Genomic DNA, 12,185 nt, shown 5'->3' with positions numbered 1-12,185 from the left:
TTTCGGACAAATGCTGTGCTCATGCTTTAGAGGCAGCCCCCGACAAGAGGACTTCCATGGCCACTCAGCTCGATTACTACGCAATTCTTGAGGTTTCCCGAACAGCCACGGCTGATGAAATCAAGAAATCCTATCGCAAGCTGGCCATGAAGTATCATCCCGATCGGAACCCGGGGGATGATGCAGCAGAAGCCAAGTTCAAAGAAATCAACCAGGCCTACGATATCCTGAAGGACGAACAAAAACGCGCTGCGTATGACCAGTACGGCCATGCCGCGTTTGAAGGCGGTGGCCCTGGCCCCGGCGGGTTTGACTTTGGCGGTGGCTTTGGTGGCGGTGGTCTGGGCGATATTTTCGAACAGATGTTTGGTGACATGATGGGCGGCCGCCGTGGTGGCCGCGCACGCACTGGCAACGATATCCAAACCCATGTTGAAATCACGCTGGAAGAAGCTTTTACCGGCGTAAAAAAAGATGTGCGGGTCATTACCCGCGTGGCGTGCGAATCCTGCCACGGCACAGGTTCTAACGATGGCGCATCGGGCGTTGAAGTCTGCCCAAGCTGCCACGGTGCAGGCAAGGTGCGGGCGCAGCAGGGCTTTTTTGTTGTGGAACGCCCATGCCCAACCTGCCATGGCGCAGGCAAGGTGGTGAAAAACCCCTGCAAGGTTTGCCACGGCGAAGGCACAGTGGAAAAGGAACGCACGGTTGAAGTGCAGATTCCTGCCGGTGTGGAAGACGGCACGCGCATCCGTCTTTCTGGTGAAGGAGAGGCCGGAGGCAACGGTGTGCCGCCGGGTGATCTGTATATCCACGTTTCTGTTGCAGAACATGGCATTTTCCAGCGCGATGGTGCCAACATTTATTGCCGCGTGCCGTTGCGCATGGCGCAGGCTGCTTTGGGCACAGAAATTGAAGTGCCTGTGATTGATGGCTCCCGCACCAAGGTAAAAATTCCGGCTGGCACGCAAACCGGCGCACATTTCCGCCTGCGCGGTAAAGGCTTCTCGGTTCTGCGCTCTACGGCCCGCGGCGATATGTACATTCAGGTTACGGTGGAAACGCCGCAAAACCTCAGCAAGCGCCAACGTGAACTGTTGGAAGAATTTGAAAAAGAAGCCGGTGAGGATGTGAAGCAGAGCCCCGAACATACAGGCTTCTTCCGTCGCGTGCGGGACTTTTTTGAAGGGAAGGAATAAGCGCTCATGCGTATCGGTATTGCAGGCATAACGGGGCGCGTGGGCCGTTTGTTGGTGGAAGAAGTGCAGGCCGCAGGGGCAACCCTTTCTGGTGGCACAACACGTAAGCCAGAAGCCGCCAGTGGTCTGCCCCAAGGTGTGCCGCTGTTTAAGGATATGGCCGAATTGGCTGCCAACAGCGATGTGGTGATTGATTTCACCCACGCTGATACGGTTATCCCGAATGCACAGGCATTGGCCGCAGCAGGCACGGCATGGGTGCTGGGTACAACTGGCCTTTCAGCAGAGCAGCAGTCAGCCGTAAACAAAGCAGCAGAAAAAATTGCTGTGGTGCATGCTGCCAATTACTCCCCCGGCGTTACATTGGTGCAGCGTTTGGCGCAGATGATGGCACGTGTGCTGCCAGCAGACTCCTACGATGCTGAAATTGTGGAAATGCACCACCGGCAGAAAGTGGATGCGCCATCCGGCACGGCCTTGGCTATTGGTGAGGCCGTGGCGCAGGGGCGCGGTGTAAAGCTGGCAGATGTGCGTGAAAGTGGGCGTGATGGCCATACTGGCCCCCGCAAGGAAGGGGCTATTGGCTTTGCAGCTTTGCGCGGTGGGCAGATTGTGGGCGAACATGAAGTATTGTTCACATCAGCCGATGAGCAGATTGTTCTGGGGCACCGCGCCTTTGATCGGCGCATTTTTGCCACTGGTGCGGTGCGTGCCGCCAAGTGGGTAAAAGGGCACAAACCCGGCCTTTACAGCATGGAAGACGTGCTGGGCCTGCCCCCACTATAAGGCCAACTTAAAGGGGCGGGTAGTGTCCGCCCCGCGTTGGGCGCAAGGCTGAAAACGGCGTTTCTTGCTGGCCTGTTTGGCCAATACTCTTGACCGCTGCTTTCTATCCCTTCATACGACCTCGTCCCCCTTTTTTAGGGCGGGCTTCTGTTTCCTTTTTCACAGTGCGTGGGGCAAACGGCACCATCATGCGTAAAGACGGCGATTTTCTGTTTACTTCGGAGTCTGTTTCCGAAGGCCATCCCGATAAAGTTGCTGACCGGATCAGCGATACCGTTCTGGACGCTTATCTTGCGGCAGATCCGGAAGCCCGCGTTGCCTGTGAAACGCTGGTAACCACCAACCGCATCATTCTTGCGGGTGAAGTACGTGGCCCATCTTCCGTTACATCGGACAAGCTGATTGAACTGGCGCGCGAAGCTGTCAAAGATATCGGTTACGATCAGGAAGGTTTCTCCTGGCGCCGTGCGGAAGCTGCCAATTACCTGCATGCGCAGTCTGCTGATATTGCAGTAGGCGTTGATAGCGCAGGTGAAAAAGACGAAGGCGCAGGCGATCAGGGGATCATGTTCGGGTATGCCTCGAACGAAACCGATACCCTTATGCCAGCCCCCATCTACTATGCGCACCGCATTCTGCATGAAATGCGTGATCTGCGCCGTGCGGGTGACCCGATTGTGGCAGGCCTGCAGCCGGATGCCAAAAGCCAGGTGACCCTGCGCTACGTCAATGGCCGCCCGGTTGGTGCAACCTCTGTGGTGATTTCTACCCAGCATGATGAAGGCATCAATCAGGAAGAACTGCGTGGCCGTCTGGGCCAGGTGGTTAAGAATGTGCTGCCAGAAGGTTGGGTGCCGCCGGAAAAAGAATTCTACGTCAACCCCACGGGTGTGTTCGTAATTGGCGGCCCGGATGGTGACTGCGGGCTGACAGGCCGTAAGATTATTGTGGATACCTATGGTGGTGCAGCCCCGCATGGTGGTGGTGCATTCTCCGGTAAGGACCCCACGAAGGTGGACCGTTCCGCAGCTTATGCCTGCCGCTATCTGGCTAAAAACGTTGTGGCTGCTGGTCTGGCAGATCGTTGCACCATTCAGCTTTCCTACGCCATTGGCGTGTCTCATCCGCTGTCCGTCTATGTGGATCTGGATGAAACCGGTAAAGATGTAGATGAAAACCGTCTGGGTGACGTGCTGCGTGAAGTGATGGATCTTACCCCACGTGGTATCCGTAAGCACCTGCGCCTGAACCGTCCGATTTATGCTGTCACATCTGCTTATGGTCACTTTGGCCGCCAGCCAGATGCCAAGCTGGACACCTTTACGTGGGAACAGACCGATCTGGTTGATGCCCTGCGTAGCGCGCTGAACCGCTAAGTTTAGGGCGTTTTGTTCATGGCGGAGGCTAAAGGTTCGGCTGAAAATGGTCAGCCTGTGGTAACAGATGTCAAACCCCCGCCGGAGCGGCTGTACGGCCGCCAGCGTGGGCATCCGTTGCGCCCCCGTCAGGAACGGCTGCTGGATGAAACCCTGCCGCGTATGCGCTTTCCGCTAGAGCGCGCGGCAGATCCGGCTTCTGTTTTTGGCCATACGCCAGAACAGATCTGGTTTGAGGTTGGCTTTGGCGGTGGTGAGCACGTGCTTGCCCAAACCAATGCATACCCCGAAGTGGGGTATATTGCCTCCGAAGTTTTCCATAACGGTTTGTGCTCCCTGCTAAGCCGCCTTGTGCCGGTGGGGGAGGAAGCAACGGCTCCCGTGCCAGAAATGCTGCGGCTGTGGGATGATGATGCCCGGCAAGTGCTGAATGTGCTGCCCGATGCGTGTCTGGACAGGTTGTTCCTGATGTTTCCAGATCCGTGGCCCAAGGCACGCCATGCCAAGCGGCGCTTTGTGCATCCGCAAAATGTGGCGTTGGCTGCCCGTGTGCTTAAGCCCGGTGCCGTGTGGCGCGTTGCCAGTGATGATCCTACCTATCAGGCATGGGTGGAGGAAGTTATGGCAGCTCAGGATTACTTTGAAGCGCCAAAACCCGTTTTAACCCGGCCAGAAGGCTGGTTCCCCACGCGGTATGAGGCCAAGGCCATTGCTGCTGGCCGCCAGCCTATGTACTGGACATTTACCCGCCGCTAAGGCGGGTTTTGTCGTTTTTCACCCCTCGGCTGATGGTCTGCATGTGACATCTTGGGTCATCAGCCCGCATTACGTTTTTGCCATGCGAAAGGTCCGCCATGAGCCAGACGACGCTGCCTATCCGTCGTGCCCTTGTTTCTGTTTCCGATAAAACGGGTCTGCTTGATCTTGCCCGCGCTCTTGCAGCGCAGGGGGCAGAAATTCTTTCTACCGGGGGGTCTGCCAAGGCGCTGCGCGATGCAGGCATCCCTGTTACGGAAGTTTCGGATTACACAGGCTTTCCCGAAATTCTGGATGGCCGGGTAAAAACACTGGTGCCCAAAATCCATGGTGGCATTCTGGGCCGGCGTGATCTTCCTGCGCACGTGGCCCAGATGGAAGAACACGGCATTGGCCCGATCGATCTGGTGGCTGTCAATCTGTATCCATTTGAAAAAACGGTTGCTTCTGGCGCAGATGCAGACACCTGCATTGAAAACATTGATATCGGTGGCCCTGCACTTATTCGCGCTGCCGCCAAAAACCATGCCCATGTGGTGGTGCTGACAGACCCGGCCCAGTATGAAGGGCTGATTGATGCGTTGGGCGATGGCGGCACCACGCTGGAAATGCGCCGTGCCTATGCTGGTGCTGCGTATGCCCGTACAGCTGCGTATGATGCCGCCATTGCTGCATGGTTTGCCAAGCAGGCTCAGCAGCCTTTCCCCGAACGCTTCATTATGGCTGGCCAGCGTGCGGAAATTCTGCGTTACGGTGAAAACCCGCACCAGAAGGCCGCTTTCTATCGTGATGGCACAGTGCGACCCGGCGTGGCTACGGCACAGCAGGTGCAGGGTAAGTCTCTCTCCTACAACAACATCAATGATACCGATGCTGCGTTTGAGGCTGTTGCCGAATTTGATAGCCCGGCCGTTGTGATTGTAAAACATGCCAACCCTTGTGGCGTGGCTGTTGCACCTTCACTGACAGCAGCGTGGGATCAGGCCCTGCGGTGCGATCCGGTTTCTGCCTTTGGGGGCATTGTGGCCCTAAACCGTACGCTGGATGCCGCTACGGCAGAAAAGATTTCCACCATCTTTACGGAAGTGATTGTGGCTCCAGATGCAGAAGAAGATGCCAAGGCGCTTCTGTCTCGCAAAAAGAACCTGCGTCTGCTGCTAACCGGTGGCCTGCCTAACCCTGCGGCAGAAGGCATTGTGGTGCGTTCTGTAGCTGGTGGTTTTCTGGCGCAAACGCGTGATAATGGCCAGATCAGCCGTGAAGGCCTGAAGGTGGTGACAAAGCGCGCCCCTACGGAACAGGAAATGCAGGATCTGATCTTTGCATTCCGCGTAGCCAAGCACGTTAAGTCTAACGCTATTGTGTACGCCAAGGATGGTGCCACAGTGGGTATTGGCGCTGGCCAGATGAGCCGTGTGGATTCTGCGCGTATTGCGGCTTCCAAAAGTGGTGAGGCCGCAAAGGCTGCCGGGCAGGATACGCCGCTTACACAGGGTTCTGTTGCTGCGTCTGATGCGTTCTTCCCGTTTGCAGATGGTCTGGAAACCATTGTTGCCGCTGGGGCCACTGCGGTTATTCAGCCGGGTGGTTCCATCCGTGATAACGAGGTGATTGCCGCAGCAGATGCTGCCGGTATTGCCATGGTGTTTACTGGTATGCGCCATTTCCGCCACTGACACGCTTTTCCCGCTCTTGCGGGAATGACAGTTCGTGGCAAAGAATAGGGCCACGAATCTCACGCAATGCTGTCCCCCGTGCACATATGGGCGGGGGCGGCGTTTCATAATCGGTTGGGCTATGCGCTATCTGCTTTCTTTGTCTGCTGCATTAATGGTGTCTTCCGTGGCTGTAGCCGCGCCAGCACATAAAACGCCTGCCTCCAAGGCAGAGTCCTTTTCTGCTCGGCAGACACACACAGAAAAGCAGGCAGATGGTGTGTATGATCTTTCTGGCTTGCCTTCCTTTAGCGGTAAGGTCGCGCAGTTTCTGCCATCCCCTCATGGGGGTGTGTTTGGGCTGGTGCTGGAAGATGGCACGCAGGTTTTTGTTTCCCCAGAACAAACGCATGCATTGGCTGGGCTGGTTAAACCGGGGGATGTTATTTCCATCCGCGGGTTAAAAGGCCGCACATTGCCTATTATTCGGGCGTTTGGAATTACCAGCCCGCGTGGCCGTGGCATGCAGGACAATTTTATTGCCATGCCCGTGCATTCTACTGAAATGATTGCCGGCCCGGATTTGGTGCTGCATGGCGAAATCTGGCAGCAGCTTTACAATGCCAATGGGGAACTTTCCGGTGTGATTTTGAAAGATCACTCCGTTATCTGCATTACCCCGCGTGAAGCTGCGCGTGTGGCTAATCTGCTTACACCGGGCCAAACGCTCTATGCTGTTGGCACAGGCAGTAGTGGTGAGCTTGGCACAGCCATTGATGCACGAGAAATTGGTACATCAGCCGAAAAAATGGTGGGTATTGCCGTGGGTGATGCTCCGCCACCCGGCCCACCTGCTGGCAGCCCGGCTTATGATATTATTCCCGGTGCAGAAGAACACTAAAGCCGCCTTATAGGCGTGCAGCGTAAGCGCAAAGTGGCAAGCAAACTGTTGCCGCTTTTGTGCGTTAGCCTTTCTACTACAGGTGACTAACAGTCATACGTGTTGACGTGTGGCGGAAGGGAGAAAGTAGATGGCTATTTTACGCTGGGTTCTGATTTTTCTAATTTTTGCCCTTCTGGCATCCATATTCGGGTTTTCTGGCGCGGCAGGCAACTTTACAGAAATAGCTAAAATTCTGCTGTTTGTGTTTGTGGTGCTGCTGGTAATCAGCCTCTTTTTTGGCCGCACACCCCGAACCTGATTTCAGCCTTTATTCAGATGTGTTGTGTGGTGTGCGGTGGGCTGCCGTGCACCACAGTACACCTGTTATCAGGCAGATAATGGCGCAAAATTCTACAATACTGGGCCAGCGATGCGCCCATACAAAGCTGTAAAGCAGGGCAAACAGCGTTTCAAAAATAATCATTTGCCCGGAAAGCGTGAGCGGCAGCAGGCGGGAGGCTCGGTTCCATAACCCGTTGGCCACTACAGAAGCTAAAAGCGCCGTAGCACTACACACGCCCCAAAAACGTGCCCAATCTAGCCAGGCATGGGGCGCAGCATGCAAAACAAAGGCAGGAATAACCAGCACAAGGGCAAGTGCGCCGGTAACAACGCCTGTTAGCAGAGACCAGTCATGGTCACTCACGGTAGAGGTTTTTAACAGCCAGCGCGTGTTTTCAACGGCATATAACGTCCATGATGCCAAAGCCCCCATAGCACAAAGCAATCCAATAACTTGGGTAGAAAAAGCCACCGGGTGCGCCGGAGTGGCTGCTGCATGAGCCGTAAAACTGCGCGAAACAATAAGCAGAATACCAATAATACTAAGGCTCATGGGGGCAGCAATCTGTTTGATACGGATGCTACTGCCCGCCCGTATGCCCATAATCAGCACAGCAATGGGTAAAAACCCAATAATAAGCGTGGTTACAGGGCCGCCTACGGTTGTAATGGCAGTGGAAAGCAGAATGTAATACAGAACATTGCCCAGAATAGATAAGCGGATAAGCGCAATCCACTCGGCTTTTCCCAGAATGTTTTTAAGAATATTCCAACGGGGCAATAACAAGGCCAGAGAGATCAGACCATAAACAATGTAACGCCCGGCTGTCATTTGCAGAGATGTAAAATCATGCAGCAGCAGGGGAACAATAAATACAGTGCCCCATAACGCACCGCTTCCCATACCATTAAGCACACCAAGGGTGAGAGAGCGGGAAGACGTCATTTTATTCTACCATGCAAAAAACCGGAAAAGGCCAATTCCAGCTTTGTCTTGCCGGAGAAAGGTTCATGCCTGTCTAAAAGAGTATTGGGGCAGACACTATGCTTTTTGCAGGTATCAGCTACACGCCTGCGTGCAACGCATTGTGTGGGGTTTTTGCGGGCAGATTTAACGTGGCTTGCTGCGTTTACGGGCAGCAAGCCACGTTAAGATAATGTGGGTAATTATCCCTCAATCTGGCTGAAATCTGCAATCAGTCGCATCATACGTACAACGCGGGAAAGTAGCTTCAGGCGGTTTAGCCGCAGCTCTGGTTCTGGAGCATTTACCGTTACCACTTCAAAGAACTTATCCAGCGGCTCGCGCAGGCTGGCGGCTTCGCGCATGGCATCGGTAAAGTGTTCGGCGGCAAAGTCCTTTTCTACGGCAGGTTCCACACGTTCCAGCGCGTCAAACAGGGCGCGCTCCTCATCCTGCGTGAACAGGGCGGGGTCTGGCGTATCTTCGTGCGGGCCGTCTTTCTTGTCTTCAATCCGCAGAATGTTGGCGGCGCGGCGCGTGGCGGCCAGCAGGTTTTTGCCGTCTTCTGTTTCCAGCATATCCTGCAAGGCATGGGCACGGGCTAGTAGGCGCACGATATCCGTATCGGAATTATCAACGGAAATTGCGGCCAGACAATCATGCCGCGCCCCTTCAGAGCGTACCTGCACGCGCAGACGTTCGGCAATGAACTGCGGTAGCAGATCCAGATCAGGTGCATCCTGCAAATCGGCAGGCAGAGCTTCGGCTGCCAAAACAAACAGGCGCACCAGATCAAGCCGCAGATTGTTTTCACGGATCAGGCGGATAACACCCAAGGCCGCACGGCGCAGGCCGAACGGATCTCCCGAACCCGAAGGTTTTTCACCCGCAGCAAAGAAGGCCACCAGCATATCAATGCGGTCAGCCAGCCCCAGCACAACGGAAACCGGAGCAGTTGGCACCGAATCACCGGGGCCGCGCGGGGTGTATTGTTCGCTAATGGCCTGCGCCACGGCAGCACTTTCGCCGTCATGTTTGGCGTAGTAACCGCCCATCACGCCCTGAAGTTCGGGGAACTCCCCAACCATGCCGGTTGTCAGGTCGGTTTTGCTCAGTTCAGCCGCGCGTTCGCAGTCGGCCTTGGGTGCGCCCACCATGTCGGCCAGAATACCGGCCAGACGCACCATACGGCGTGTACGATCACCCTGAGAGCCCAAGCTGGCATGGAAGGTGATGGAATCCAGCGCCTTCAGGCGGGAAGCCAACGTTTGCTTGCGGTCCAGATCCCAAAAGTGGCGGGCGTCTGCAAAGCGGGCACGCAGCACGCGTTCATTACCCGTGACAATAAGCGTGCCATCATCTGCCGGAATAATGTTGGCCACAAAAGCAAAGCGCGGCGCAGCCGTACCATCGCTGTTGCGCAGGGCAAAGTAACGCTGGTTTACACGCATGGAAACCTGCATCACTTCAGCAGGCAGTTCCATAAACTGCGCATCAATCTGGCCAAGGAACGGCACAGGCCATTCCACCAGCCCGGCTACTTCGTCTACCAACCCGGCATCTGGCACAATCTGCAGCCCTTCGGAGGCCGCCAGAGCGTTCAGGCCTTCTGTAATAGTTTTACGGCGTTCTGCAGCATCCACCATCACGTGGCGGTCATGCAGGGTTTTCCGCCATTCCGCAGCGCTGGAAACAGCCACAGCACCGGGGTTGAGGAAGCGATGGCCCTCTGTAAGGTTGGCAGCCACCAGATTGTGCCCGTTATCTTCACCCTGAGCGAGGGAGAAAGGCACGGTTTCACCATCCAGAATGCACAGAATGCGGCGCAGCGGGCGCACCCATGTAAAGCTGCTGCCAGCCCCCCAACGCATGGATTTGGGCCAAGGGAAGCGCCGCAGCAGATCAGGCAGCACAGCCGCAATATGGGCCTGTGCGCTTACGGCTGGTTCTTCACGCTCCAGAATCCAGAACCCGTTCTGCAATGTGAGCGCATCGCGCGTTACGCCGTGCTTGCGGGTAAACCCATCCAGCGCCTTGTCTGGCGCGCCTTCACGCGGGCCGCGTTCAGAAACCGTGCGGCCGGGCACGGTGGCATCAATGTTCAGGCTGGCAGCAATACGGCGTGGGCCAGTGGCCGCCACGGCATTTTGCGGGTGCAGAGGGGCCAGAGCTTCTGTCAGCAGGCGCAGGAGGTTTTCCCCCGCCTGACTTTGCATGCGGGCCGGAATTTCTTCAGAGAACAGTTCTATCAGCAGTTCGGGCATTATCTTACTTGTCCTCGCCAGCCAGCCAGGTTTCACAGCATAGCTTGGCCAGATTACGCACTCGGGCAATATAGGCGGCACGTTCGCTCACGCTGATAACGCCGCGCGCATCCAGCAGATTGAACAGGTGACTGGCCTTCAGGCACTGGTCATATGCAGGCTGGGCCACGCCGGCTTCTGCCAGTGCCACGCTTTCTTTTTCTGCATCTGTAAAGTGCTGGAACAGTAGGTCTGTATTTGCCAGTTCAAAATTATGGCGGGAATAATCTTTTTCGGCCCGCAGGAACACATCACCGTAGGTCAGGCCCGCGCCGTTGTAATCCAGATCGTACACGTTCTCTACGCCCTGCACATACATGGCCAGACGTTCCAGACCGTATGTCAGCTCGGTAGAGGGCAGGGTTACGGGAATACCGCCAACCTGCTGGAAATACGTAAACTGCGTGACTTCCATACCATCACACCAGACTTCCCAGCCAAGGCCCCATGCACCGATGGTGGGGTTTTCCCAGTCATCTTCCACAAAGCGGATATCGTGCAGTTCCGGGTCAATCCCGATGGCGCGGTAGCTGTCCAGCAGCAGTTTCTGGCTTTCTTCCGGCGTGGGTTTGAGCAGAACCTGATACTGATAATAGTGCTGTAAGCGGTTTGGGTTTTCCCCATACCGGCCATCAGACGGGCGGCGGCAAGGCTGCACATAAGCCGCTTTCCACGGTTTGCTGCCAAGGGCGCGCAAGGTGGTGTGGGGGGAAAGAGTGCCCGCGCCAATTTCCTGATCATAGGGCTGGAGAATGGCGCATCCCTGTTTGGACCAGAACTGGTGAAGGGTCAGGATAAGATCCTGAAAGGAAAGAGGCCGCTCAGTGGGGCGGGGAGACGCCGGGTCCATGATCAGGGTGCTACTCCGGTAGGTTACGTTATAATGCAGCTCATACATGCTGCGTGCGGGCACACCATACAGCCCCATGCGCCGAACCGGAAGAGAAGGCAGGCCATGGTGCAATTCTTCCTGCGCAGGGCTTCTTGCATCGCGCTTGTATCCGCGCCACATCTTGGACAGAGTGTTGGCGTAAAATAAAGGCTATAGCCGCCAGTGTTAGCCCCCAAAGGGCAGGGAAGGTATGGGATGAATAACGACGAACGCGATCTGATCGAAAAATTCTTTGCGCGTGTAAGCGGCGCACCACAGGGCGGTTTTGCCAGTGTGCCCTCTACGCGGCCCAACCTGCCCCCGATAGACCCGGAGGCAGACCAGTTTATTGCGCAGGAATTCCAGAAATATCCGGAAGCGCGCTATCGCATTACCCAGATGGCGGTTGTGCAGGAAGCAGCGCTGGTGGAAGCGCAAAACCGTATTCAGCAGCTTCAGTTCCAGTTGCAGCAGGCCCAGCAGGCTTTGCAACAGGCACAGCAGCAGCAGGGTGCCGGGCAGCAGAAATCTGGTGGTTTCTTTAGCGGCCTGTTTGGCGGCGGGCAGAATGCACAGCCGCAACCGCAGCCAACAGCGGCTCCTCCGGGCTGGGGCGGTCGTCCTGCAGCAGCGCCCATGCCGCCGCAGTATCAGCCGCAGCCCATGCCGTATGGTATGCGCCCCTCCATGTTTCAGGGCGGTTCCGGCTTTTTGGGCAGTGCGCTTTCCACAGCTACAGGTGTTGCTGGCGGCATGATGGCTGCCAATGCGTTGACCAGCCTTTTCAGCGGGCATCATGATACCGGTGCAGCAGGTGGTGATGCAGGCTGGGGCGGTGGTGCAGCCCCCACGGAAACCATTAACAATTACTATGGTGATGCAGGAGCAGGAGCTGGAGCAGCGGGCGCAGATCCGTTTGGCGGTGCTGGCACCAGCGCAGACCCCAACTTTGACGCGAACAGTTCTGACTGGGGCGGCGATGGCGGAGACGCTGGAGATGCCGGTGGAGACTGGGGTGGCGGAGATGATCAGAGTTTCTGATCGACCTCA

General features: G+C 56.2%; 11 protein-coding genes. 8 read left to right on the top strand and 3 right to left on the bottom strand.

Features of this window, described 5'->3' with window-relative positions; all coding sequences use genetic code 11:
- Positions 1-56: 56 nt before the first annotated feature.
- The 7 genes from dnaJ to QQM41_RS04840 all read left to right on the top strand — a co-directional run bounded on the left by dnaJ (position 57) and on the right by QQM41_RS04840 (position 6,974).
- Positions 57-1,199 (top strand): molecular chaperone DnaJ, encoded by a 1,143-nt coding sequence (gene dnaJ / locus QQM41_RS04870; protein WP_128104839.1) that lies wholly within the window; start codon positions 57-59, stop codon positions 1,197-1,199.
- A gap of 6 nt (positions 1,200-1,205) precedes the next feature.
- The gene (gene dapB / locus QQM41_RS04865) at positions 1,206-1,985 is read left to right on the top strand and encodes a 4-hydroxy-tetrahydrodipicolinate reductase (protein ID WP_128104840.1); all 780 of its coding nucleotides are present in this window, start codon (positions 1,206-1,208) and stop codon (positions 1,983-1,985) included.
- A gap of 188 nt (positions 1,986-2,173) precedes the next feature.
- Positions 2,174-3,361: a methionine adenosyltransferase gene (gene metK, locus QQM41_RS04860; protein ID WP_128104841.1), complete on the top strand. Its 1,188-nt coding sequence runs from the start codon at positions 2,174-2,176 to the stop codon at positions 3,359-3,361.
- An 18-nt stretch (positions 3,362-3,379) separates the two neighbouring features.
- Positions 3,380-4,117, top strand: coding sequence for a tRNA (guanine(46)-N(7))-methyltransferase TrmB (locus tag QQM41_RS04855; protein ID WP_339077888.1), 738 nt, complete (start codon positions 3,380-3,382; stop codon positions 4,115-4,117).
- Between the two features lie 98 nt (positions 4,118-4,215).
- Positions 4,216-5,793, top strand: coding sequence for a bifunctional phosphoribosylaminoimidazolecarboxamide formyltransferase/IMP cyclohydrolase (gene purH / locus QQM41_RS04850; protein ID WP_003629724.1), 1,578 nt, complete (start codon positions 4,216-4,218; stop codon positions 5,791-5,793).
- A gap of 121 nt (positions 5,794-5,914) precedes the next feature.
- Entirely contained in the window at positions 5,915-6,673 is a 759-nt protein-coding gene (locus QQM41_RS04845; protein WP_339077887.1) for an OB-fold nucleic acid binding domain-containing protein, read from the top strand.
- A gap of 130 nt (positions 6,674-6,803) precedes the next feature.
- Positions 6,804-6,974, top strand: a complete 171-nt coding sequence (locus tag QQM41_RS04840; RefSeq protein ID WP_003623804.1) for a DUF1328 domain-containing protein — start codon at positions 6,804-6,806, stop codon at positions 6,972-6,974.
- 9 nt (positions 6,975-6,983) lie between these two features.
- Here QQM41_RS04840 and QQM41_RS04835 read toward each other — a convergent pair whose 3' ends face one another.
- From QQM41_RS04835 to QQM41_RS04825, 3 genes are all read right to left on the bottom strand, one after another.
- On the bottom strand, positions 6,984-7,943 hold the full coding sequence (locus QQM41_RS04835) for a DMT family transporter (RefSeq protein WP_339077886.1): 960 nt from the start codon (positions 7,941-7,943) through the stop codon (positions 6,984-6,986).
- Positions 7,944-8,164: 221 nt separating this feature from the next.
- Positions 8,165-10,225 (bottom strand): glycine--tRNA ligase subunit beta, encoded by a 2,061-nt coding sequence (gene glyS / locus QQM41_RS04830; protein ID WP_339077885.1) that lies wholly within the window; start codon positions 10,223-10,225, stop codon positions 8,165-8,167.
- Positions 10,226-10,229: 4 nt separating this feature from the next.
- Positions 10,230-11,276: a glycine--tRNA ligase subunit alpha gene (locus QQM41_RS04825; RefSeq protein WP_197687316.1), complete on the bottom strand. Its 1,047-nt coding sequence runs from the start codon at positions 11,274-11,276 to the stop codon at positions 10,230-10,232.
- Between the two features lie 75 nt (positions 11,277-11,351).
- On the opposite strand from QQM41_RS04825, the gene QQM41_RS04820 reads away from it, so the two are divergent.
- Positions 11,352-12,176 (top strand): DUF2076 domain-containing protein, encoded by an 825-nt coding sequence (locus tag QQM41_RS04820; RefSeq protein ID WP_339077884.1) that lies wholly within the window; start codon positions 11,352-11,354, stop codon positions 12,174-12,176.
- Positions 12,177-12,185 lie beyond the last annotated feature (9 nt).

This window comes from Acetobacter sp. AC2005, assembly GCF_037901235.1.
GTDB lineage: Bacteria > Pseudomonadota > Alphaproteobacteria > Acetobacterales > Acetobacteraceae > Acetobacter > Acetobacter oryzoeni.
The sequence above is the reverse complement of the archived record's forward strand: the minus strand, read 5'-3'. Positions and strand labels throughout refer to the sequence as shown.